17 protein-coding genes and 1 riboswitch are annotated in these 24,773 nt (G+C 41.7%); of the genes, 6 read left to right on the forward strand and 11 right to left on the reverse strand.

Translation table 11 applies throughout. The features are described 5' to 3' along the window. The first annotated feature begins 100 nt into the window (after window positions 1–100). Window positions 101–1,228 (forward strand): RNA ligase RtcB family protein, encoded by a 1,128-nt coding sequence (locus Xinn_RS16140; protein ID WP_086953499.1) that lies wholly within the window; start codon window positions 101–103, stop codon window positions 1,226–1,228. Between the two features lie 67 nt (window positions 1,229–1,295). Here Xinn_RS16140 and Xinn_RS16145 read toward each other — a convergent pair whose 3' ends face one another. After that, window positions 1,296–1,673, reverse strand: a complete 378-nt coding sequence (locus Xinn_RS16145; protein WP_086956441.1) for a hypothetical protein — start codon at window positions 1,671–1,673, stop codon at window positions 1,296–1,298. A gap of 251 nt (window positions 1,674–1,924) precedes the next feature. Beyond that, window positions 1,925–2,389, reverse strand: a complete 465-nt coding sequence (locus tag Xinn_RS16150; RefSeq protein WP_086953498.1) for a PliI family lysozyme inhibitor of I-type lysozyme — start codon at window positions 2,387–2,389, stop codon at window positions 1,925–1,927. 1,373 nt (window positions 2,390–3,762) lie between these two features. Here Xinn_RS16150 and Xinn_RS16155 point away from each other — a divergent pair. Together Xinn_RS16155 and Xinn_RS16160 are read left to right on the forward strand one after the other, a co-directional pair. Beyond that, on the forward strand, window positions 3,763–5,217 hold the full coding sequence (locus Xinn_RS16155; protein ID WP_086953497.1) for an alanine/glycine:cation symporter family protein: 1,455 nt from the start codon (window positions 3,763–3,765) through the stop codon (window positions 5,215–5,217). Window positions 5,218–5,429: 212 nt separating this feature from the next. Beyond that, window positions 5,430–6,272 (forward strand): N-acetylmuramoyl-L-alanine amidase, encoded by an 843-nt coding sequence (locus Xinn_RS16160; RefSeq protein WP_186435685.1) that lies wholly within the window; start codon window positions 5,430–5,432, stop codon window positions 6,270–6,272. 108 nt (window positions 6,273–6,380) lie between these two features. Here the strand turns inward: Xinn_RS16160 and Xinn_RS16165 are convergent, their stop codons facing one another. Then, window positions 6,381–6,761: a helix-turn-helix domain-containing protein gene (locus Xinn_RS16165; RefSeq protein ID WP_086956440.1), complete on the reverse strand. Its 381-nt coding sequence runs from the start codon at window positions 6,759–6,761 to the stop codon at window positions 6,381–6,383. A gap of 597 nt (window positions 6,762–7,358) precedes the next feature. Here Xinn_RS16165 and Xinn_RS16170 point away from each other — a divergent pair. The 3 genes from Xinn_RS16170 to thiD all read left to right on the forward strand — a co-directional run bounded on the left by Xinn_RS16170 (window position 7,359) and on the right by thiD (window position 10,822). Beyond that, the gene (locus Xinn_RS16170; protein WP_086953495.1) at window positions 7,359–8,720 is read left to right on the forward strand and encodes an amino acid permease; all 1,362 of its coding nucleotides are present in this window, start codon (window positions 7,359–7,361) and stop codon (window positions 8,718–8,720) included. A gap of 784 nt (window positions 8,721–9,504) precedes the next feature. Next, a complete protein-coding gene (cspE, locus tag Xinn_RS16175; protein WP_038269841.1) occupies window positions 9,505–9,714 on the forward strand; it encodes a transcription antiterminator/RNA stability regulator CspE in 210 nt (69 codons plus the stop codon). 130 nt (window positions 9,715–9,844) lie between these two features. Continuing rightward, a riboswitch (TPP riboswitch) is annotated at window positions 9,845–9,937 on the forward strand. A gap of 87 nt (window positions 9,938–10,024) precedes the next feature. Then, window positions 10,025–10,822: a bifunctional hydroxymethylpyrimidine kinase/phosphomethylpyrimidine kinase gene (thiD, locus tag Xinn_RS16180; RefSeq protein WP_086956439.1), complete on the forward strand. Its 798-nt coding sequence runs from the start codon at window positions 10,025–10,027 to the stop codon at window positions 10,820–10,822. A gap of 130 nt (window positions 10,823–10,952) precedes the next feature. Here the strand turns inward: thiD and fbaB are convergent, their stop codons facing one another. The 8 genes from fbaB to Xinn_RS16220 form a co-directional block, all read right to left on the reverse strand. After that, window positions 10,953–12,002, reverse strand: a complete 1,050-nt coding sequence (gene fbaB / locus Xinn_RS16185) for a class I fructose-bisphosphate aldolase (protein WP_086953494.1) — start codon at window positions 12,000–12,002, stop codon at window positions 10,953–10,955. A 590-nt stretch (window positions 12,003–12,592) separates the two neighbouring features. Further along, a complete protein-coding gene (gene trhP / locus Xinn_RS16190; RefSeq protein ID WP_086956438.1) occupies window positions 12,593–13,969 on the reverse strand; it encodes a prephenate-dependent tRNA uridine(34) hydroxylase TrhP in 1,377 nt (458 codons plus the stop codon). 228 nt (window positions 13,970–14,197) lie between these two features. Then, window positions 14,198–14,542 (reverse strand): YegP family protein, encoded by a 345-nt coding sequence (locus tag Xinn_RS16195; protein ID WP_086953493.1) that lies wholly within the window; start codon window positions 14,540–14,542, stop codon window positions 14,198–14,200. A gap of 85 nt (window positions 14,543–14,627) precedes the next feature. Beyond that, a complete protein-coding gene (gene baeR / locus Xinn_RS16200; RefSeq protein WP_086953492.1) occupies window positions 14,628–15,326 on the reverse strand; it encodes an envelope stress response regulator BaeR in 699 nt (232 codons plus the stop codon). A gap of 4 nt (window positions 15,327–15,330) precedes the next feature. After that, the gene (baeS, locus tag Xinn_RS16205) at window positions 15,331–16,731 is read right to left on the reverse strand and encodes an envelope stress sensor histidine kinase BaeS (RefSeq protein WP_086956437.1); all 1,401 of its coding nucleotides are present in this window, start codon (window positions 16,729–16,731) and stop codon (window positions 15,331–15,333) included. Window positions 16,732–16,758: 27 nt separating this feature from the next. Further along, on the reverse strand, window positions 16,759–19,857 hold the full coding sequence (mdtC, locus tag Xinn_RS16210; protein ID WP_086953491.1) for a multidrug efflux RND transporter permease subunit MdtC: 3,099 nt from the start codon (window positions 19,855–19,857) through the stop codon (window positions 16,759–16,761). Further along, window positions 19,854–23,036: an MdtB/MuxB family multidrug efflux RND transporter permease subunit gene (locus Xinn_RS16215; RefSeq protein WP_086953490.1), complete on the reverse strand. Its 3,183-nt coding sequence runs from the start codon at window positions 23,034–23,036 to the stop codon at window positions 19,854–19,856. The genes mdtC and Xinn_RS16215 overlap by 4 nt, the downstream gene beginning before the upstream one ends. Continuing rightward, window positions 23,036–24,244 (reverse strand): MdtA/MuxA family multidrug efflux RND transporter periplasmic adaptor subunit, encoded by a 1,209-nt coding sequence (locus tag Xinn_RS16220; protein WP_086953489.1) that lies wholly within the window; start codon window positions 24,242–24,244, stop codon window positions 23,036–23,038. The genes Xinn_RS16215 and Xinn_RS16220 overlap by 1 nt, the downstream gene beginning before the upstream one ends. Window positions 24,245–24,773: the final 529 nt, after the last annotated feature.

Here is a 24,773-nt window from a genome sequence, read left to right on the forward strand (position 1 = left end):
CGTGGTTTTGATTTATTGTTTGGCGACGATTATCAGATCATAAATGAAGCCTTTTTTCTATCTAAAAATAAACGGTTATTGCTTAAGATCCTGTCTATGTATGGGCAATACACTATATTCGGCTGCACCACAATCACACATCCAGGTTATTGCAGCAGAAAATACTTGGCTGGAAGGTAAAGCTATCCAGCAACTCGAAACAACAGCACAACTTCCTGATATGGTACGCGTGGTCGGTTTGCCAGACCTACATCCGGGGAGAGGTTATCCGGTTGGTGCTGCATTCTTTTCACAATCGCGTTTTTATCCTGCACTTATCGGTAATGATATTGGGTGTGGTATGGCATTGTGGAAAACCGATTTAGTACTGAATAAATGGTCGTTAGATAAGCTTGAGAAAAAACTCGGTTCTATCGATAGTTCTCTGGAAGAAGATGAATTGCCAGAGGGCATGGAAGAGTATTTTTGTTATTCGCCGGGGACGATTGGCGGTGGCAATCACTTTGCTGAATTACAGCAGATAGATGAAATTTATCAGCCCGAACTTATTGAAGCATTGCAACTAAGTAAGCAAGAGCTTTTGTTATTGGTACATAGTGGCTCACGCGGAATGGGGCAAATGATCCTCGAACAACATGTTCGCCAGCATGGGCATAAGGGATTAGAGGCATCCAGTTTACAGGCACAGAATTATCTCCAGCAACATCAGCAGGCGCTCGATTATGCTCACCTCAACCGTCAGTTAATTGCTCAACGGATGTTGGAGCGTTGGCGAGCTGAAGGAGATTGTTTACTGGATGTTTCACACAATTTACTTACCCCTTGTGTTATTGATGGAATTGATGGCTGGCTACACCGTAAAGGTGCTACACCTTCTGATCAGGGGTTGGTTGTTATTCCGGGTTCTCGTGGGGACTATAGCTATTTAGTGCAGCCGACAGCGACTGAACAGAGTCTTTTTTCTCTCGCCCACGGGGCGGGGCGTAAATGGGGGCGCAGTGAGTGTAAGTCACGTTTAGACGGGCGTTATAATGCACAACAGCTTTCGCGTACAGTATTAGGTAGCCGTGTGATTTGTCTGGATAATCAACTGATCTTTCAGGAGGCACCAGAAGCGTATAAACCTATTAGTGGTGTAATGGATGCCATGTTACAAACAGGGCTGGTAAAACTGGTCGCGCGGCTTAAGCCTGTATTGACTTATAAGACTAGAAAAAATCAGGGGTAATTCCGCCAACCTTTTGGCGGGATGAGAGTATATGTGGAGCGGCGAATTTTCGTCGCTCCACACCTAATCAGCGATCATGTTGAGATAAAACTTGCTTTATCTGAATCTTACAGTCTTTAACTGACTTAGCCAGTGACTTATCGAAATGATGGCTGCTTGGAAATGTTGGTTTATGCTCTCTGACTTCAGCAACTGTTTGTTTGATTGATGTGATGAATTCATTTTTATTAGACTGGATTTCTTTCAGAATTAGTCCTTTCTTATGTAAAGCATTTAAGGCGTTCTGTGCTATTACATCCGGCGAATCATGAGTTTTGAATGCATCAACGGAGGCTTTGCCAAACACATCGCAATAGGTTTCAGCAATCTTGTCCTGAGTTGTATGTGCGGCATAAGAGAAGAATGAGAGTGATAACAAAAAAAACGGTAATAAAAGACGTTTCATAGGTTCCCCTTTATCAACGATACCGTGTGATATACCCATCGCCTTTCAGATCGGCTCTTTGTTGGCTGGCTCATCCCGATCATAACTAAGCTATATAGAGTTATGTTCTCGGGGGTAAGCACCCCTGCCACCGCGATGTAACTCGAAATCCATTGGGTACAGTGGTGATAACATTAACAATAGTACATTCTCTATCGTTTGCTTTACATTTTATGGGCATAGAATGTAAAGCATTATTGCTGTTTAAGCTTTTAGCACTGCTCTTTTTTACAATGCTTGCGGAGTAATTTAATAATATTATTTGTGCTATTAGTATTGATGCGAGTAAGTAATCTGACATCCTTATCTGTAATCTTGAGTGCATCTACTTCAAGGTAATTCCCGGAACCTGCGGTGAGCTTAGATACAATCAGTTCTTTATTTCCATCACCATTAATATCAGCAAATGTTATTCGTGGTTTTCCATTATCTTCAAATATTGAACCATCGCGGGAAAAAATTGCACCAGAGATGAATTCAGTTAGTTCTTTATCTTTAAAGATAGCAATGGAATAGCTGCCTATGGACGCACTTTCCAGATCACCGGTTGAAATAACCGCAAATTTTTTATCAGGTAAACTAATCAATACTCCATTTTTGGCAAAGGCCGGACACGATAATATTAAGGTAAACAGTGTTGCAAATACGGAGAATTTTATTCTTTTAACTATCAGCATCGACAATACTCCATTAGGTTTATGTGTTACTTCAAGGGACAGATAACAGAAGTCGATAGTAGAATTTATATCGTAGCATGGATTTCTGAAGCTGATAGTGTTGGGCAGGAAAGTAAAAATCAAGCGAATTATGTCGGATAAACGGTATCAGGAGTATACTGGTTTAGCTATAATCATTATTATTTTTTATGTTTAACTGGCTGTTTGAAAAATAGGATTATCGGAATAAATTAATCAAAAACATTTCATGAACGAAAGTAGACTTTGATATGACGAATAAAATTTTTTCCGCAAAAAATAGACTGTGATTATATAAATTATTGTACTCATATCATGCGTTGATTGTTTATGCTTTGAAAATAACGGGAGTAAAGACTCCCGTTCTATTAATGTTGATATAAACCGGGGTCTATGTACTATTTTTTTCAATTTTTTCAACAATCTTATTGTACTCTTTCCAGATAACAGACAACGGCGAGTTTAAACAGCAAATTGAGATAGAACCGCCTGTTGCTGGATGGTACTCGTATTTAGATTTTCCCCTATATACCCGTTTTGGCAGTATGTTATCCGCTGGATTTTTTCTTTTTCTTTCTAACATCAATCATAACCTCACTAGCAGATTATCTGATGGCCAGATAGTGGAATATTAATATCTTGCTAAATTGTTGTTTTTATTTCTTATGTAAAAAATAACCACTGAAAATCTTAATATGAAATGGTAGCTTTTTCCAATTATCACAGCATTAAAATTTAATAATCTCATTTGAAGAAAGATATTGCTATATGTTTTCTTAAATTCAAGAAATTTCAACATTAAATTTTGTCGTTATTTCACTGTTTTTAATGAATGTGATTATTGTTGTGATGAGAGATTAACTACATTGTGAGGTCACAAAATGAACAGTTAGTTTTTTAGGCGGCTCGCTATATGAGTATCAATTAAAAGATACTATCTCGGGTATTTCATATTTAATTCCTTATGGAAAAGTTCATTTTTGTTTGTTATTTGTTTGTTTTTTGTTTCTGAATTGTTTTATATGATATGGGTATTCAGTACATCCAGAATAAATATAACAGGCCATTTATTCATCGTTAATTATGACTGACAGGGCTGAAATAGGGCTGTTAGCTATGAATGTAACTTCGCGAAAATGTTCATAAACGCTAAAGTAAATGTAAAAATTTCATTAAAAGTTACCCATTGAAATAGATATTGTGTTACATTCTTTCCGTTTTACTGGCTAGTATCTCTGTGTCTCATTCACAGAATTGTGTTACTTGTTAATAATAAAGGATATTAAGCACAATAAATTTTATACGGATACTGATTATGGTCAGCTAATGTTTGCTAATAGTAAGGGGAAAATATCTTGACGGATCTGATTAACTTCATTAACAACATTCTTTGGGACTATGTATTAATATACTTGCTTCTTGGGGTTGGCCTTTACTTCACTATACGATTTGGTTTTATACAACTTCGCCATTTTGGTCACATGTTTTCAGTCTTGAAACATAGCAAGAAATCAGATAACTCCGGCATTTCATCTTTTCAGGCTTTGTGTACCAGCCTAGCGGCGCGTGTAGGAACAGGAAATCTTGCTGGGGTTGCAATTGCACTGACTGCTGGTGGTCCTGGGGCTATTTTCTGGATGTGGGTTGTTGCATTTATTGGTATGGCAACTTCCTTTGTGGAAAGCACACTTGCTCAGTTGTACAAGACGAAAGACGATCAGGGAAATTATCGTGGTGGCCCGGCCTACTACATGGAGAAAGGGTTAAAGAAGCGATGGATGGGTGTATTATTTTCATTCTTCCTTATTATCGCGTTTGGTCTTGTATTTAATGCCGTTCAGGCAAATTCAATTGCACAAGCAGCTTCTTTTGCCTTCGATATCAATCCATTATATGTTGGTATTTTATTAGTCATTATTAGTGGTGTGATTATTTTTGGTGGTTTGCGTTCAATTGCGCGGGTTGCTGAATTAGTTGTGCCATTTATGGCGGCTGCATATTTAATTCTGGCGTTTTGGGTTGTTGGTCACAATATTGATCGTATACCGGATGTATTTGCATTAATCTTTAAGAGTGCCTTTGGTCTTCAGGAAGCAGTGGCGGGAACATTAGGTTATGGTATTTCCCAGGCAATGCTTCAGGGGGTTCAACGTGGGTTATTCTCGAATGAAGCGGGCATGGGTTCCGCGCCAAACGCAGCAGCTTCTGCTTCTCCATATCCGCCACATCCTGCCTCTCAGGGTTATGTGCAGATGTTGGGGGTATTTATGGATACAATCGTTATCTGTAGTGCAACAGCAGTTATCATTCTTTCTTCGGGCATCCTTAACGAGAATGTTACTGCCATCAGCGGAATTGAATTGACGCAACGTGCATTGTCCTCCGCAGTTGGTCACTGGGGTACGACTTTCGTTGCTATCGCGATTTTCTTCTTTGCCTTTACATCAATTATTGCTAACTATGCTTATGCTGAAAGCAACATGATATTCCTGGAGCGTAACCACACTGCGGGTTTATTTATTTTGCGTCTGGCCGCATTAGGTATGGTGATGTTCGGTACAATGGCTGAGGTTCCTTTGGTCTGGAATATGGCAAACCTCTCCATGGCCTGTATGGCGATTGTGAACTTGATTGCTATTCTACTGTTGTCAGGCATTGCACTGAAATTGGCTAAGGACTATAACCAGCAAAGAAAAGCAGGGCAGTTGCCAACTTTCGATATTAATATGTATCCGGAACTTCAAAAGGATATTGAAGAAGGCATTTGGAATAATGAACCGGTTCAAAATAATCAAAAACGTAATCGCTGAAATTAAGATCGATATTCATTATTAGTAAAATAAAATGGATATGACATATTAGCCGGATATTCCATACTTAATGGATATCCGGCTTTTATGTTACTGTAAAGACGGTATAACGCACTGTATTCCAGCCGATAAAAAGACTACATCTACTGTAGTTTCATCTACTATATAATTACATTATTCAATTTTTCTTCTGTTATTGTATGAATAATATGATGAGAAAAATCTTAGTAGGTGTATTTATTACGCTATTGATTGGCTGTAGTAAGCAGTCACCATTAGAAGAAAGGAGTGGTTATCTTATTGATCATTCTTATTCGTATTCAACGAAACAACATATTGAATCTGTTAAGTTTCTGGTCTTGCATTATACGGCACTGAATGAACAACGTTCTTTGCGTGCTTTGACAGGTGGAAATGTCAGCGTACAGTATTTGATTACTGCTCATCCCCAATACAAAAATAATGAACCGATTATTTTCCAACTCTCTTCTGAGAACGAAAAAGCCTGGCATGCTGGCCGAAGTGAATGGAGAGGGTATAAAAATTTAAACGGTTATTCTATTGGTATTGAAATAGTCAATTGTGGATTTAAAAAATACTTTTTTAAAAAAGAATGGTGTCTCTATCATCCATCACAAATAGATGCAGTGATCCGGCTTGCAAAAGATATTATTCGCAGACATAAAATTGAAGCTGTGAATGTGGTTGGTCATAGTGATATTGCTCCGCTTCGGAAAGAAGATCCCGGACCGGTTTTTCCATGGCACACTCTTTATGAAAAAGGGATCGGTGCATGGCCCGATACTGTTACTGTAAATAAATATTTGGCTGGCAGAGCACCAGAAACACCAGCTTCTGTTATCGGGATACAGAAAGCATTGGCGGCTTATGGGTATGCCATTCCCCAGACAGGTTATCTGGATGTGAATACCCATAAAACGATCAAGGCATTTCAGATGCATTTTCGTCCATCAGATATTCAGGGTTATCCAGATGCAGAAACGGAAGCCATAGCATTGGCTTTAGTTGAAAAGTATCAATTAAATAAAAACTAATACCGTGGTTGTACTATAGAAGAGGACAAAAGAAGAAGAGGACAGCAGAGTTGATAAAGGAGCGGCCTGATATTGATATCTGGCCGCAGAGTATAGCCCATCTTATGATTAGCAATTGTAAGTCAGGTGTAGGGGAAGTTTAACTTCAAGCTCTATATCTGTACTTTGACGAAAATCGTAAGGTGTAATGCCATATTCTTTACGGAACATATAAGTAAAGTGGGACTGAGAGCCGAAGCCAAAATCCAGTGCAATATCAAAAATGGGCTGTGAGCTGTTCTTCAGAAGGTGTACAGCACCAGCCAACCGACGTTGACGTATGTATTTACCAAGTGAGATCCCAGTGACTTCCTTGAATATTTTCTGCATGTGCCAAAGCGAATAGCCAGAGTAAGCAGCAAGTTCTTCAAGATGGATGACACGACCAAGGTGGTTTTCTATCCATTTACTCAGTGCGCATACAAGTGCTAAGTGATTATCCTGTGGCATTACAATTATAAATTGGTTAAAGGTGATGGGAAGTATACACAAGTTCTTTTCAAGATTTTAGTTTTATGCTTAATCTACAATCGGGTATTAAATTTATTCTTATAAGGCCTGAATATGCATTACAATCACGGGGGGACGAAGAGTGAATTAGTATGCATTTACGGTGTTTATTCTTCGTGAATGATGTTTTAATATTCACCTGATTTGAATGAGTAAACTAAATATTGGGTCAAAATTAGAGTCTGACACGATAGCAAATAGTGTCAGAGTAGTTTGGGTATGATAGATCGCGCAAAAATTGAAGAAATTTAAGGTTTCTTCAGCCAGTTCAGGTCCAAAACGACAAATAAAATAGTTTAAACAGGTTCTATACCCAATGGATTTCAAGTTGCATCTCTGTGGTAAGGAAGCGACAAATTCGTCAGGAACGAGTTTGCCCGGCTAAAGTTGATCTTCGGTGAGAAGCAGGAGCTTCATTAATCTCCGGGAGTGTAGCTAACCGTGTGTTTCTAAAGCGGTAGTATAGGGGAGTGAACGAAGCCAGCACAGAAATGGCCTGAAAGACGACGGATATAATTATCGAAATAAGAGGACTAGATGACGGGGCATATACAACAATCGACGCTTAAGCGTGGTTTAAAGAACAGGCATATTCAGCTTATTGCTCTCGGTGGCGCAGTAGGAACAGGGTTATTTCTGGGAATAGCTCAAACGATAAAAATGGCCGGGCCTTCAGTACTTATTGGCTATGCTATTAGTGGTTTTATTGCATTCCTGATAATGCGTCAGTTGGGGGAAATGGTTGTTGCAGAACCGGTAGCAGGTTCATTTAGCCATTTTGCTTATAAATATTGGGGTAATTTTGCCGGTTTTCTCTCCGGTTGGAATTACTGGGTGATGTTTATACTGGTCGGGATGGCGGAGCTCACTGCTGTTGGTGTGTATATTCAATACTGGTGGCCAGATATCCCGACATGGGTTTCAGCTGCAATATTCTTTGTGGTGATTAATTCTGTAAATTTAATTAATGTCCGCTTATATGGGGAGGCAGAATTTTGGTTCTCCATGATTAAAGTCGGCGCTATTATCGGAATGATCCTCTTCGGCTCTTACTTGCTCATTAGCGGAACGGGCGGGCCACAGGCCAGTGTAAGCAATTTGTGGCAGTATGGCGGTTTCATGCCTAATGGTGCTACGGGGCTGATTACAGCGATGGCTGTCATTATGTTTTCATTCGGCGGATTGGAAACTGTGGGGATCACTGCGGCAGAAGCTGAAAATCCAGAAAAAAATATTCCGAAGGCAACCAATCAGGTTGTGTATCGTATTTTACTGTTTTATATCGGTTCATTGTTTATTCTGTTGTCTCTTTATCCGTGGACAAAAGTGGTGGAAGGGGGAAGCCCATTTGTTCTGATTTTCCATGACCTGAACAGCTTCTGGGTTGCTAATGCCTTGAATATTGTTGTGCTGACAGCAGCGCTATCGGTTTATAACAGCGGTGTCTATTGTAATAGCCGGATGTTGTATGGTCTGGCGAAGCAGGGTAATGCGCCACGTATCCTGACTAAAGTGAATAAGCGGGGTGTTCCTGTTTTATCAATTGCGCTGTCAGCTATGGCGACATCAATAGGTGTTCTTATTAACTATATTATACCGGGTAAGGCGTTTGAGCTTCTGATGGCATTGGTAGTGACAACGTTAGTGATTAACTGGATTATGATCTGTGTATCGCATCTGAAATTTCGTGCTGCAAAGAATGCTGAAGGTGTTGAGACAAGCTTTAAAGCATTCTGGTATCCGTTCGGTAATTTTCTGTGCCTGATATTTTTGGCTTGTATTCTTGTCATCATTCTGACGATACCTGATATACGTATATCTGTTATTCTAATGCCATTCTGGATTGGAATATTATGGGTTGGTTATTTATTTTCCAGAGCGAATAAAGTAAAAATATAAACTGATAGTTTAAAAATGAGTGCACTTTTTCAGCCGGGCATTTTGTCCGGCTGATTTTTTATGGAAAATCTAATTTTATTAAACCCTGATAACAAAAATTTATCACAGAAGAAAATGATGAGAAAAGTTAAGATATAAAAATTGCATATAAAATGAATGTTATCCATTTTTAGCCATAATGATGTTTGCGCTGGTTTGATATCCGTGTAGTAGGATAATTAAATCTTGATTCATCCAATCTCATAAGCGTATGTCTGACTACGACATATTTAGAGAGTAGATAACGTCCAGAACTGAATAATATTGTTTTAATTAAACAATATTTAATAAAGGATAAACAAAATATAAACCTGCTGAATTTGGAGTGATCATATTACACTCTCAAGTGCTAACAAATATCTATTGTTATTTTATTTATAAATCAATTGAGCTTATAGGATATAATTATCTGCCGTATCGCTTAATAAGTGTTGGGAACAGAATTATATATCAAAAAACTCAAAATGATTTACGAGAGTGAAATTATATTTATTCTTTAATTCATATAGTTACGTAATATAAATCCTTCCGGATCATTCCAAATAAGAGTGGATATTAATAATTTGAAATATGTGCTTTAGCTCGTGTGACTGAAAAAAATGGCTTGCGATTATATAAAGAGTATGTGATAAAACACATGGGTAAACGAAGTACTGTTTCTGTTAATTAATAGCAACAATGAATACGGATTCGTTTCTTTTTAATGCCAATCGGCTAATAAAGTGATTCAAAGGAAATTTTTGAAATGGCAAAAATCACTGGTACTGTAAAGTGGTTCAATGAGTCTAAAGGTTTTGGTTTTATTACTCCAGCTGATGGCAGCAAAGATGTATTTGTGCATTTTTCTGCAATTATGAAAGATGGATTTAAAACATTGTCTGAAGGCCAACAAGTTGAGTTTGAAATTCAGGATGGTCCTAAAGGGCCAGCTGCTGCAAACGTTACAACTTTATAGTAATAAAAAGTAATAAATTTATTTTAGCTAGTATTTTTATGACTGGTTGAATGTATCGTTAATTTGTTTCATTATTTAACGATAACATATTGCAAATATCACTCTATTGGGATACTAATAGAGTGATTTTTATTTTGGCTCGGGGCGTTCTTAAGTGAACTGAGAAGCACCCGTATTACCTGATCTGGATAATGCCAGCGTAGGGAAGTCCCGGTATATCTCATATCCAACAGCTCTTGAACAGGCAATTCGAAAGATAATGGATATTCTGATTACTGTGTTTCCTGAGCTGGTCGCAGGAATCATCATCATGTCAATTCATTCACTGACCATTGCTGGAACCGATCCTAGCGGTGGTGCTGGCATTCAGGCCGATTTGAAAACCTTTTCTGCACTTGGTGCGTATGGCACAACCGTAATTACAGCCCTCGTCGCGCAAAATACTATGGGAGTGCAGTCAGTTTACGATATTGAACCCGGTTTCATTTCTGATCAACTGGAGTCTGTGCTTTCAGATGTCAGGATCGATAGTATTAAAATCGGCATGTTGTCTAATGTCGCCAATGTTAAAGTTGTTGCGGAAATACTCCATCGTTATCCGATCCCTCATACTGTGCTGGATACAGTGATGCTGGCAAAGAGCGGCGATCCGTTACTGTCGCAGGAAGCTGTCACTGCCATGACAGAGTTACTGCTGCCTATTGTTTCCTTAATTACCCCCAATTTACCTGAGGCGGCAGCATTACTGAAATCTTCCCCCGCAGAAACAGAAGATGAAATGTTGCAGCAAGGGCGCGAGTTATTATCACTGGGATGTCAGGCTGTGTTGTTGAAAGGGGGGCATCTGGCTGATGGAGAAAGTCCTGACTGGCTGTTTACGTCTGAAGGTGAATGGCGTTTTACTGCCTCCAGAGTTAATACCCGTAATACACATGGCACGGGTTGCACTTTGTCGGCGGCTCTTGCTGCATTACGGCCACGTTATAAAGATTGGCAGAGCACAGTGCCAGTAGCAAAATCTTATTTACAGAATGCCTTAATGCAGGCAGACAAATTAGATGTGGGAAAAGGAGTCGGGCCGGTACATCATTTCCATCAATGGTGGTAGTTGTTGATTATGAAAATGGGGATAAATACCTGTTCTTTTCAAGTTGCACTTTTCTTACCGTCGCGATGCAACTCGGAATCCATTAGGTATACTTATCCCCATATATAAGGAATAAATTAGGCAAATTTTATCAGGCTATAGTGACATTCTTGTCGAGGTACACATCCTGTACTGAGTGGATCAGAGCAACGCCTTCTTTCATTGACTTTTTAAATGCCTTGCGCCCAAGAATTAACCCCATACCTCCGGCGCGTTTATTAATGACTGCCGTACGGACAGAATCGCTCAGATCATTGGCACCTGACGCTCCGCCAGAATTGATTAGACCTGCACGCCCCATGTAACAGTTAGCCAGTTGGTAGCGAACTAAATCAATCGGGTGTTCTGTTGTTAATTCAGTATAAACACGCTTATCTGTGTGTCCGAAACCAATTGCAGTATAACCACCATTAGTTTCTGCCATTTTTTGCTTAACGATATCTGCACCAATAGTTGCTGCCAGATGGTTTGCCTGACCCGTTAAATCGGCGCTTGTATGGTAATCAACGCCATCTTTTTTGAAGGCGGAATTGCGCAAATATGCCCACAGTACTGTGACCATACCTAGCTCATGAGCACGTTCGAAGGCAGCAGATATTTCTTCTATCTGGCGGCGTGACTCGTGAGAGCCATAATAAATCGTCGCACCAACTGCCACAGCTCCCATATTAAAAGCCTGCTCAACACTGGCATACAAAGTCTGATCATATTCGGCGGGGTAGGTCAGCGTTTCATTATGGTTCAGTTTCACCAGAAATGGAATTTTATGGGCATAGCGGCGGGAGACCGATGCCAGAACACCATAAGTTGAAGCAACGCAGTTACACCCGGCTTCAATTGCTAATTCGACAATATTTTTGGGATCAAAATAGAGTGGGTTTGCTGCAAAAGAGGCACTTGCTGAATGCTCAACACCCTGATCTACCGGAAGAATCGAAAGATAACCGGTTCCGGCCAGTCGCCCATGATTAAACAATGTTTGCATTGAGCGCAGTACTGCATTTGGCCGATTATTTTCGATCATTACACGATCAACAAAATCTGCACCCGGAATGTAGAGATTTTCACGTGGAATAGTAGAACATTGATGCTGCAATAAACTTTCTGCGTCTTTTCCTAACAACTTCACGATATCAGTCATGTTTAACTCCAGTTTGCAAAAGGCGCTACTGATTGTTGTTTATATTTGAATTGAGTACAAGTTGAGCTGGAAGGGAAGTGGTAGTGGATCGCTTCAGTTGAGATTATTTTTCATAGTTAATGTTATGGTTATTAAAATTTAACTATTTCACTCCTGTCATGCATAGGTATAGTGAGGTAATATCGATTGCTTCTGTTGGAAATAACTATTTCAGGGTGTTTTTCTAAAAATTCCTTCAGTAAGTTGAATAAATATGAATGATATTTATCCAAATTGGTTTTTTTTATTTACAGTTAATTTAGCAATGAATAGCGAGGTAATTATTTTTCCTGAGTACACTCAGCGTTCATTCATTTAGTTAATGATTTTTTAGTTCTGATATTATTATGAATTTTTTGCAGTTTAAATTTTTTAGCAAAAGAAAAGGCTAGCCCAAGGGAGATTGAGCTAGCCAAGGAGGTGGTTCCTAGTCTTACAGTAAAACTTTTTTAGTTCTTCATTTTTCAGAATGGATAATACGAGAAATAAAATAGTATTGATGTGATCTGTTTCTAAAAAAATGGAACTATTTCTGTAAATTTCAGACAGAATTATTTTTTAAGGGCTGTATTTGCATGTGGTGCTCTGGTGTTACCCATTTCCAGATTACGGATAAGCAGCGCGTAATTAAGTTCTATTTCTTCAGGAACGGGTAAATAAACGGTGTGACCATCCCCCGGAGCGACTTCAACAGCCTGATTTTTTTTGTTTGTCATTGATGCCAGCACAAAGTTGATATTGCCAGCCGGAGTCATAATCTCAAGGCTGTCACCAACGAGGAACTTATTTTTTACGGTGACTTCTGCCAACCCATCAACCCGCTTGCCGGTAAATTCTCCGACAAATTGCTGCGTTTCTGATACTGAATAGCCATATTCATAGGTTTGGTAGGCATCATGAGTATGGCGGCGGAGAAAACCTTCCGTATAACCGCGATGGGCTAATCCTTCCAGTGTGTTCATCAATGTTGGATCAAACGGTTTACCGGCAACTGCATCATCAATAGCACGACGGTATACCTGAGCTGTGCGGGCGCAATAGTAGAACGATTTGGTACGGCCTTCTATTTTCAGAGAATGTACCCCCATACCTGTTAATCGTTCGACATGCTCAATCGCACGTAAATCTTTCGAGTTCATGATATAAGTGCCATGTTCATCTTCAAAGGCGCTCATATATTCACCGGGACGTTTGGCTTCTTCTATCATGAAGACTTTATCCGTTGGAGTACCCTGCCCGAGAGTTGGTTCGATGTTTTTAACCGGAATAGGGTCATGGGTATGGACGATATTACCGGTATCATCTTCTTTACCTTCCTGTACATTGTATTCCCAGCGGCAGGCATTCGTGCAAGTACCCTGATTAGGGTCACGTTTATTGATATAGCCTGATAGCAAACAGCGACCGGAATAAGCCATACAAAGTGCGCCATGTACGAAAACCTCCAGCTCCATTTCAGGTACCTGCTGGCGGATTTCTGCGATTTCTTCCAGTGAAAGTTCGCGGGAGAGAATGACCCGCGTTAACCCCATTTGTTTCCAGAATTTCACTGTTGCCCAGTTAACAGCATTTGCCTGTACGGAGAGATGGATATCCATTTCAGGAAAGGCTTCCCTGACCATCATAATTAAGCCGGGATCGGACATAATGAGCGCATCAGGCCCCATTTCAACTACCGGCTTTAAATCGCGGATAAAAGTTTTCAGTTTTGCATTGTGTGGAGCAATGTTAACAACAACATAAAAACGCTTGCCTAATTCATGGGCTTCTTTAATCCCCTGAGCCAGTGTTTCATGATTAAATTCATTGTTACGGACACGCAGGCTGTAGCGGGGTTGCCCGGCATAGATAGCATCAGCACCATAAGCAAAGGCATAGCGCATGTTTTTCAGGGAACCAGCAGGAGAGAGTAATTCTGGAGTAAACAGTTCTTGGGTTGACAATTCTGGAATAGGCATAATATCAGCGTTCTCAGTCTGAGTTCAAATCAGACCTCACCCTTTTATCATTACTAAAGGTAAGGTTAAAGAAGGGATTTTAACGCTTATAGCTTTTATCTTTCAAGATTGTCTTTTAAGGTACACGAAATGGGGATGCTGAAATGGAAATACGGGCAAAAAGCGCGCCGCTAATGCGGCGCCGTTAACTAACTACAACTAATTACCTTTGGTCAAGTCCCGTATTTTATCTGTTGTTCCGGCTTTCATTACAGACTGCATTCCTTTTTTCATCGCAGTTTCATCACTATAAGATTCACTGATACCAATAACCTGATGATTTCTGGCTTTCAGGACAAAATACGTTTTGCCAGATTTATTCTTTCTCACTTCATGACGGGCTTTATCCGGGGAGTTGACTTGCACCGAGTGAATGCCTTTATTAGCAGCAGCTTTAGTCGTGTACATTTCACTGCTGAGAATAATCTCACCATTTGCTGCTACCAGATTAAAATAAAATTGCCCGTTCTTCGCTTTCTTAAGATCATAATGACCAGTAGCCATAAGAAATTCTCCTGATTGGGTAATTATCAGATTAAGTTTAGCCTGAAATTTATGCAGGTGAATTTTTTTAATAACAGCAGGCTACTTACATCAGTCGGCAAATTTCTGCCTCCCAGCGATAACCCAACCCATAAATTGAGCGAATGAAAGATTTATCTTCATCCAGTTGTTCTAATTTTCTGCGTAGGTTCTTGATATGGCTGTCAATTGTCCGATCATTCACAATCCGGTGATCGTTATAGAGATTATTCAATAGCTGATCACGGGAAAAAACCCGCCCGGGCTTGCTGGAGATAATTTTAAGTAGCCGGAATTCAACCGGTGTCAGATCCAGTACACGTTCAAGGTAGCGAGCCTGAAAATGGTTTTCATCAATTGTCAGTGCTCCCTGTTCACTGATGATATCCTGCGGACGATAGCAGCGGCGTAAGATAGTTTTCACTCTGGCGATGATTTCTCTTGGACTATAAGGCTTACAGACATAATCATCCGCACCAATTTCCAGCCCTAGCAGGCGATCAATTTCTTCAGTTTTAGCTGTCATCATAATAATAGGGATATCTGAAAATTTACGGACTTCCCGACAGACAGATAACCCATCAAGACCGGGTAACATAAGATCGAGCAGAATAATATCAGGTTGGTGTTGCTGAACATGAGCAACCACTTCATCACCTCGCACCAGCCATTGTGTTTGATAATTTGCAGTTTGTAGATAATCAACCAGTAACTGTCCCAGTTTGGGCTCATCTTCAACGATCAGAACGGTATATTGTACACTCATTATTTCAATATCTTATATTTGACGTCTTATGTTCAGAAAACTTGAACAAGGGTAACTCTACGTGAATTTGAATACCACCTAAAGGTGATATTTCAGCACTAATAAGACCGTTATGAGCTTCAATAATGTTGTAGCAGATTGCCAGACCTAAACCTGAACCACCACTGGCTCGATTGCGTGAAGATTCGCAGCGATAGAAACGTTCAAAAATACGCTGGCACTGTTCTGCGGTAAGCCCGGGAGCACTATCTTGCCAGCTTAATAACCATTTTTGCTGGGTTACATGCCCGTGAATAAGCACTGTTCCGTGATCAGCAGTATAGCGCAGGCTATTTTCCAGTAAGTTATGGAATAGCTGCGTTAATCGTTTAGGGTCAGCAAATAACATCGTATTCTGCGGTAAATGTAACTCCAGTGAAATGTGCTTATCGGCGAAACGCCCACGATATGCAGCGACAGCGATTTTCAAGAGTTCATTGACATCAACTGACTCTTTTCGATAGGTCAGAGAACCGCGATCTGTCAGGGAAAGTAAATGTAAATCATCCACTAACTTTGTCAGGATGGTAACTTCCGTCAGTAACGAGTGAATGGTTTCCTGTGTCGGCTGACGGACACCATCCTGTAAAGCTTCCAGTTCGCCACGCAGAATAGAGAGTGGTGTGCGCAATTCATGGGAAATATCTGCCATATAATCCCGTCGCATCTGTTCATTTTTTTCCAGCGTACAGGCTAGGTGATTAAAATCTGCTGCTAATTGCCCGATTTCATCCTGAGCGGATGATACAACACGGACACTGAAATCACCGGAGGCCAGTTTATGTGTGCCTTCCACCAGCCGCTTAACGGGTTTCAAAAAAACACGGGATAAAAAGAACGTTGCAATCAGGGCCAGCATAGTAGAGAAACCAGCGATAACCCAACTGGTCAGCTGCTGTTGTTGAGCAAAACTGATATCCGCCTGACGGGTAATCTTGTCAGAGGTACTGACGATTACCCAACCGACCACTTTAGTCTGGTAAGTGACAGGCATACGGTACGTTTCTTCCGCCATATTATCCGCATGACCAACTAACCGCCGCATATGGCTGTCAACGACCCAGAACTGAGAGCGCCAGCCACGGGGAGATAGTTCTCGCCGATTATCACTGTTTTGTTCAATATTTCGGATAATTTGAAAGATAACCCGATCGTTTTTAGTCAGGAAGTCCCAACTGCCGTATTGCTGATATTGATCTGTCAGTGCTTCGGCCAGCATATTGGCACGTAGTTGACTGTTCTGCTTAATATAACCGATGAATCCATACTGGAAACTGAGGCGAATGCCCCAGTGCATTGTGACTAATACCAGCATACAGGTAGCAAAAATGGCCAGAAATAATTTCCCGCTGATTCCGGTTTTTATCCGTAATTTCACTTTTTATCCGTAACGTTACAATGATTTTATTCTCTGAAATTTTGCTATCCGGCGTTGTTGCCACTTCTCACGTAACCGGTCAAAAAACAGATAAACAACGGGAGTGGTATATAACGTCAGAATTTGGCTCATAACTAACCCGCCAACAATGGTGATCCCCAGAGGGTGGCGTAATTCAGCGCCATCACCATGACTCAGTACCAAAGGTAAAGCACCGAATAAAGCAGAAAGAGTTGTCATCATGATTGGCCGGAATCTTAATAAACTGGCCTGAAATATGGCTTCCCGTGCACTGAGTTGCCCATTCCGCTGAGCTTCAAGCGCAAAATCTACCATGATAATGGCATTTTTTTTCACGATACCAATCAGCAGCATAATGCCAATCATAGCAATCAGGCTAAATGGCGTATTGAATAGCTCTAATGCCAGTAAAGCCCCGATTCCGGCAGACGGAAGGGTAGAAAGGATTGTCAGGGGATGAATATAGCTTTCATACAGTACACCCAGCACCAGATAAACCGTAATGATAGCAGCAAGGATCACCATCAACTGGGAACTCTGAGTTTCCTGAAAATCCTGTACAGTACCACCAAAGGAGCCACGAACCGCTGATGGGACGCTGAGTTCAGTCATTGTTCTTTCTATCGCACTGACTGCATCAGACATCGTGTAGCCTTCCGCAATATCGAAAGAGATTGTGGAAGCTGCCGAAAGACCCTGATGATAAATGTCCAATGGTGCATTGGCTGGTCGCCAGCTGGCAAAATAAGAGAGTGGAATACGTTTCCCTTCCTTATTGATGACAAAGATTTTCTCCAGTGCACTGATATCCTGATTATATTCAGGGGCAACTTCCATCACGACTTTATATTGATTCAGTGGTTGATAAATCGTTGAAATAGGCTGTTGCCCGAAAGCGTTTCCGAGCAGACTATTCGCCTGAGCAACGCTGATGCCGAGACGGGCCATCAGATCACGGTCGTAGGTAATGGCTAATTCAGAACCTTTATCGTCATCATCTGAATTGACGCCGGTCAGTTGAGGTAACGTTTTCAAGGCGTTGTTGATTATGGGTGTCCATTTGCGAAGCGCATCTGAATCATCCGACAGTAAATTAAATTCATAAATAGATTTGGCGTTACCACCGCCCCCACCACCGGATCTGAGATCCTGTACCGGAATAAGATACAGCGAAGCCCCCGGTTCGTGGGATAACTTCTGCCGTAAACGAGATATGATTTGATCGATACTTTCTGTACGTTCACTTAAAGGCTTTAATGACATAAACATAAAGCCGACATTCATGCTGTCACCACCAGTAAACCCTGTCACATTTTCAACCGTTGGGTCAGCATTAATGACCTGCATAAAATGTTCCATTTTTTTATGCATGGCCTGAAAGGAAATATTTTGATCAGCAACGACAAAACCCCGTAACTGGCCAGTATCTTGTCTGGGGAAAAAAGTTTTCGGGATATTAATATAGAGCCAGCCATTCAGGAGGATAATTCCCAGTAACATTAATAAAACCCAGAAAGAGTGGTTAAGAACCCATTTTAGTGAACGGCCATAATATTGCTGAAGCCGGAGAAAAAATTTACCGAAACCGCGAATTTTCTTCAGTGATTTTTCAGGTGAAGTTTTTAGCAGATGCGCGCACATCATTGGCGTTAAGGTGAGTGAAACTAACAGCGAAATGCCTATCGCAGTTGCAAGCGTTACCGAGAAATCAAGGAATAGCCTGCCGAGCATTTCATCTATCAACACAAGGGGGATAAAAACCGCCACCAGAGACAGGCTCATGGCAAGCACGGTAAACCCGACTTCTCTCACGCCCTTAAGAGCGGCTTGGGCTGGTTTCATTCCGGCTTCCAGATGACGGGAGATATTTTCCAGCACAACAATGGCATCATCCACCACAAAACCAGTAGCAATGGTCAGAGCCATGAGTGAAAGATTATTCAGGCTGAAACCACATAAATACATTGCGGTAAATGTGCCAATCAGTGAAACCGGAACAGCAACCGCCGGAATAAGCGTGGCACGTCCTGAGCGTAGAAACAGAAAAACCACCAGAATCACCAGAGCAACGGCAAGCGCAAGTGCCCGTTCTACTTCATACAACGAAGCCCGGATAGTGGGGGAACGATCCTGTACAACACTCAGTTTAATATTGGCGGGTATTGATGCTTGCAGGGCAGGGAGTTCAGCACGGATCTTACTGATTGTTTCAATGATATTCGCACTGGATTCCCGCCGGATGATCAGAGCGATAGCAGGTTTATTGCCGGACATACCTGAAGCACGGATATCTTCCACTGACTCTGTGACAGTCGCGACATCTTTTAAACGGACAGGTGAGCCATCACGGTAAGCCACAATGATAGAAGCGTAATCATTCGCTTTTTTAATTTCATCGTTAGTCTGTATTTGCCAGCTGTATTCGTCTGCATCAACATGACCTGTCGGATTTCTGACATTGGCATTGTTGACAGCAGTGCGGATATCGTCAAGTGAGATCCCTTTACTGAACAGGGCATTGGGATTCAATTCAACCCTTATTGCGGGTAATGAACTGCCTGAAACAGTAACCTGACCAACGCCTTCTATCTGTGAGATTCTTTGAGCAAGACGCGTCGAGGCAATATCATATAATTGCCCTTCGCCATAACTGTCTGATGTCAGGGTCAGGATCATAATCGGGGCAGAAGAGGGATCGGCCTTGTGGTAAGTCGGCCGGCTTGGCATTCCTGAAGGTAACAGGCTTTCTGCGGCATTAATCGCTGCCTGTACATCCCGTGCTGCTCCGTTGATATCCCGGTTCATTTCAAACTGCAAATAAATGAAGGTATAGCCTAATGAACTGGAGGAGCTCATATCCTTAACACCGGCAATTCTGCCGAGTGAACGCTCCAGTGGGGTAGCGACAGAGGATGCCATTGTTTCCGGTGATGCGCCGGGCATATAAGCTGAAACCCCAATCACCGGAACATCGATTTGTGGCAGAGGTGATACCGGCAACAGGATAAAACTGAATGCACCACACAGTGTGATAGCGACACTTAATAGTGTGGTGGCAACAGGTCGTTGGATAAATAAGGCGAAAAATTTCACAACGGCTCCTGATGATCAGTAGAAGAACGCGCTAATGTTGCCTGATTATGAGCCTGCTGGCTGTTTTGTTTATTTCTGTTCTGCCTATTCCTGCGATAGTGTGCCAGCCTGTCAAACAGCAGATAAATGACGGGTGTTGTAAACAACGTCAGTATTTGACTCATAATCAACCCGCCTACCATGCTGACCCCCAACGGGCGGCGTAGCTCAGCGCCGATCCCAGTGCTGAGCATCAAAGGTAATGCGCCGAGCAGTGCCGCCATTGTTGTCATCAGAATCGGCCTGAAGCGCAGGAGACAGGCCTGAAAAATAGCATCATAGGGCGACATACCTTTTTCACGTTCTGCTGCCAGCGCAAAGTCAATCATCATAATGGCATTTTTCTTCACGATCCCAATCAGCAAAATAATCCCGATAATGGCAATGATATCCAGTTCATAGCCTCCCAGCATTAATGCCAGTAATGCGCCGACTCCCGCAGTAGGCAGTGTTGACAGGATCGTTACCGGATGAATAAAACTTTCGTACAGGATCCCGAGCACAATATACATAGCAACAACAGCAGCCAGTATCAGCAATAAGGTATTACTCAGTGCATTCTGAAATGCCAGTGTAGCTCCCTGAAATTGTGTATTGATATCTTTGGGCAGATTAATAGCGTGTTCTGTTTCCTTCACGGCATTAACGGCTGCTTCCAGAGATGTATTGTGTGCGACGTTGAATGAAAAAGTGGTTGCAGGAAATTGTTGCAGGTGATTAATGGATAAATACCCCAACCGTTGTTCAATCGTGGCGATAGCAGTCAGAGGTACGATATTGCCATCTGAACTTAAAAGACGAACATCATTGAGTGCATCAATACCGGGAGAATGTTGCGTATCCTGTGCTAATATAACCCGATATTGATTTGACTGTGTATAAATGGTTGAGATCATCCTTTGACCAAAAGCGTTATACAAAGTGCTGTCAATAGCAGCAATTGTAATACCTAACCTGCTGGCCATATCCCGATTTATGTTGATATGAGCGACTAATCCCCGATTTTGCAAATTATTACTGATATCGACCAGTTCAGGCCGTTTTTTCAGTGCGTCCTGTAACTTAGGAACCCAAGTGTTAAGCTCATCCAGAGATGTTGCCTGTAGCGTAAATTGATATTGCGTACGGGAAAGCTGGGTATCGATAGTCAGATCCTGAATCGGTTGCAGATATAAGGTGGTGTCCGACACTTTAGCTACCCGTGCTTGCAGGCGGGGGATAATATCCTCAATTCTGTCATGACGCTGAGCAAACGGTTTTAGTGTGATTTGCAGACGCCCATTGTTTAGTGTGGGGTTACTGCCATCAACGCCAATGAAAGTCGTCACATTCTCCACTGCGGGGTCCTGTAGCAGCAATGCGCTAACCTGATGTTGTTTATCCGCCATTGCATTGAAAGAAATGGATTGTGGCGCTTCCAGTGTGCCCTGAATTAATCCATTATCCTGTGATGGAAAAAAACCTTTTGGAATAATGATATAGAGAAGAGCAGTCAAAGCCAGAGTACCCAGTGTGACACCGAGTGTCAGCCAGGGATGGTTCAGGACACGTTTCAGCCACACACCATATATCGCAATTACCCATTCAAAAAAGTGCTCACAGGCTTGTTCAAAGCGATTATGTTTAATGTCCGACTCTGCTTTCAGCATTCTTGCACACATCATTGGCGTCAGAGTAAGTGAGACAACGGCTGAAATTAAAATCGCCACCGCCAGTGTAATCGCAAACTCCCGGAATAAACGCCCTACGATATCCCCCATAAATAACAGCGGGATCAAAACGGCGATCAGGGAAAAAGTCAGTGAAATGATGGTAAAACCTATTTCACCAGCCCCTTTTAGTGCAGCGGCCAGAGGTTTTTCTCCCCGTTCGATATAGCGGGAAATATTTTCAATAACAACAATGGCATCATCGACAACAAAGCCTGTTGCAATGGTTAATGCCATCAATGTCAGATTATTGATAGAAAAACCACAAAAATACATAACTGCAAATGTTCCGATAAGTGAAAGCGGAACGGCAATACTTGGGATTAAAGTTGCGGCAGCATTACGCAGAAACAGGTAAATCACCATGACAACCAGAGCAACCGCCAGCAGTAGCTCAAACTGAACATCCTTAACAGAAGCCCGGATCGTAGTGGTGCGATCCGTCAGAACATCCACTTTCACTGATTTAGGCAGGCTGCTTATTAGTTCCGGCAATACGCTGCGAATGTTATCCGTAGTTTCAATAACATTAGCACCCGGTTGACGTTGCACATTGATAACAATGGCGGGGTTTTCATTTGCCCATGCACCGAGTTTGGTATTTTCTGCATCTCGCTCAATTGTCGCCACATCGCGCAGCCGAATCGGGGCTCCGTTTTTATAGGTCACAATTAAATTGCGATAATCGTCAATGGATTTCATCTGATCGTTGGCAGACAGGGTAATTGACCGCGTTGGGCCATCAAAACTGCCTTTTGGCGAATTTACATTCGCACTGACAATCGCATTACGAATAACATGGCTGTCCAGCCCTTGTGCGGCCATCGCCTGCGCATTTAACTTCACGCGGACAGCAGGTCGCTGCCCGCCAGCCAGAGTAACCAGACCAACGCCACCAACCTGAGAAATACGCTGAGCAACACGGGTTTCTACCATATCCTGTACTTCTGTCATCGGCAGAGCATCAGAGGTTACGGCCAGCGTTAAAATCGGAGGATCTGCCGGATTAACCTTACTGTAAATAGGAGGGTAGGGCAGATCATCAGGTAACAGATTGATACTTGAATTTATGGCTGCCTGTACATCCTGTTCTGCCACATCCAGTGGCAGGGAAAGCTGGAATACCAGAGTAATTACAGAAGCTCCGCCAGAACTCTGTGATGACATCTGTTTCAGGCCGGATATTTGCCCGAATCTGCGTTCCAGTGGTGCTGTTATAGCAGAAGTCATCACGTCAGGATTAGCACCGGGATAAAGTGTCACAACCTGAATAGTCGGATAATCAACCTGTGGCAATGCAGAAACCGGCAGCATCCGGTAGCCAAGAATACCGGCAAGCAAAATTGCAATCATAAACAGCGTCGTTGCTACCGGACGCAGTATAAATAAGCGGGATGGGCCGCCTCCTGTCACCGGAGAATCAGAATGCATTACTTATTCTCCACCTTATTGTCTGGCTGAGCAGGTTTATCCTTGGTGTTATCTGATTTTGGTTGCAGGGGCTTAACAATTTCAACCATAGCTCCTTCTGTCAATTGATCAATACCATCTGTGACTACCCGATCACCAACCGACAGACCACTGTTGATAATGACCCGATTATCATTTTGTAGTCCGGTGATTATTTTATGTTTTTTAACCTTATTATCTTTACTCACCAGCCAGACAAAATGACCACTGCTACTCATCTGTAATGCGGCATCGGGTATAACTATGGCGTTATCCAGAGTATTTACCCTGATCTGAATATTAACGAATTGATTTGGAAACAGTGTGTTATCCCGATTATCAAATCTGGCTTTCATTTTTATGGTGCCGGTTGCAACATCAATTTGGTTATCGATACTGAGCAGCTTGCCTTGTGCTAATTGCAGTTTGTTATTGCGATCCAGAGCAATGACGGGAGGGGGGGTATTATTTTGCTGTGCCTTCAATATGGCACTGAGATCATTTTCAGGCAGGGAAAATAACACGTCGATGGGATTAACGCGCGTAATGACGACAATCGGTTTGTCTCCCCCGGAAGAGACGTAGTTACCGACATCTATCCGTTTCAGACCAACCCGGCCTGAAATAGGTGCTGTGATGCGGCTGTAAGTTAATTGGAGTTTTTGCTCATCAATATCAGCCTGATCGCTTTGGAGAGCGGCCTTATATTGACGGACTAATGCATGCTGCTTATCCAGATCCTGTTGAGAAATTAATTTGCTTTTTGCCAGTTGTTGATAACGGACTAAATCCTGCTTAGCATTGGCCAACATCGCTTGATCTTTAACATATTGTCCTTGTGCTTTTGCCAACCTGACCTGATAAGGACGGGGATCAATTTCTGCCAGTAAATCACCTTTTTTCACCTGCTGGCCTTCAGTAAAATGCAGGGCGATTAATTGCCCGCTTACCAGACTGGTAACATTGACGGTATCTGCTGCCTGAACTGTTCCTAACCCTTCCAGATAGTGGGGAACGGACTCCATTTTAGCGGTAGCCGCCTGAACAGGGCGGGGTGGTTCGGCTGATAAATTTTGTTGTGGGCCGGGCTTTTGTGATGGTTTGAAATGGTTCCATGTAAAGAAAGCTGCTGCGATGATAACGACTAATGCAGCAAAACAGAAAAAGTAGGTACGACGGTTATTGCTCATATATTCGACATTCTCTTAATATTGCACCGATAATCAGCCACACATGCATCTTATGCTAAATTGGTGTAAATATATATTTAATTAGTGTACTTGGAGATGAATAGCCAATCATGGAGAAAATATGGAAATTGTGTCAATAACATAATGTAGTAGAATTAAACTGACTTATCCATTATTGAAGCTGTTATCACGGTGTAAAGAGAAAAACAGATATTGCTATGTGCGGTGCTGGAAAAAGAGAGTTAATCTATTTGTGAATATGGCATCCCTGCAAAGAAATAACAACTTGAAACTATAGGTGTTGATAGTTATTCATAGTGAAAGGAGTAATTATCGCTAATAAAGCGAGAGGTTATAAAATGCAGAATATATTAACGGCTAAACATCTATAGCTGTAATAGTGGCCATACACTGGATATTATATAATAATCTTGGATTCGACTAATAAGTGCAATTTCTAAGAAAGGCGGTCAGTTGCTATAGTAGGCATCTTTCTCGCCAAAGGAAAATGCACTATGACCTATACACA

This window comes from Xenorhabdus innexi (genome assembly GCF_002632485.1).
Taxonomy (GTDB): Bacteria; Pseudomonadota; Gammaproteobacteria; order Enterobacterales; family Enterobacteriaceae; genus Xenorhabdus; species Xenorhabdus innexi.

Coding starts and splice junctions, on each gene's coding strand:
- Xinn_RS16170 (WP_086953495.1), top strand. CDS start 7,359: ATGACGGGGCATATACAACAATCGACGCTTAAGCGTGGTTTAAAGAAC.
- Xinn_RS16195 (WP_086953493.1), bottom strand. CDS start 14,542: ATGGCTACTGGTCATTATGATCTTAAGAAAGCGAAGAACGGGCAATTT.
- Xinn_RS16160 (WP_186435685.1), top strand. CDS start 5,430: ATGAGAAAAATCTTAGTAGGTGTATTTATTACGCTATTGATTGGCTGT.
- baeR (WP_086953492.1), bottom strand. CDS start 15,326: ATGAGTGTACAATATACCGTTCTGATCGTTGAAGATGAGCCCAAACTG.
- fbaB (WP_086953494.1), bottom strand. CDS start 12,002: ATGACTGATATCGTGAAGTTGTTAGGAAAAGACGCAGAAAGTTTATTG.
- cspE (WP_038269841.1), top strand. CDS start 9,505: ATGGCAAAAATCACTGGTACTGTAAAGTGGTTCAATGAGTCTAAAGGT.
- Xinn_RS16215 (WP_086953490.1), bottom strand. CDS start 23,036: ATGCATTCTGATTCTCCGGTGACAGGAGGCGGCCCATCCCGCTTATTT.
- thiD (WP_086956439.1), top strand. CDS start 10,025: ATGTCAATTCATTCACTGACCATTGCTGGAACCGATCCTAGCGGTGGT.
- Xinn_RS16145 (WP_086956441.1), bottom strand. CDS start 1,673: ATGAAACGTCTTTTATTACCGTTTTTTTTGTTATCACTCTCATTCTTC.
- Xinn_RS16140 (WP_086953499.1), top strand. CDS start 101: ATGGGCAATACACTATATTCGGCTGCACCACAATCACACATCCAGGTT.
- Xinn_RS16165 (WP_086956440.1), bottom strand. CDS start 6,761: ATGCCACAGGATAATCACTTAGCACTTGTATGCGCACTGAGTAAATGG.
- Xinn_RS16150 (WP_086953498.1), bottom strand. CDS start 2,389: ATGCTGATAGTTAAAAGAATAAAATTCTCCGTATTTGCAACACTGTTT.
- Xinn_RS16220 (WP_086953489.1), bottom strand. CDS start 24,244: ATGAGCAATAACCGTCGTACCTACTTTTTCTGTTTTGCTGCATTAGTC.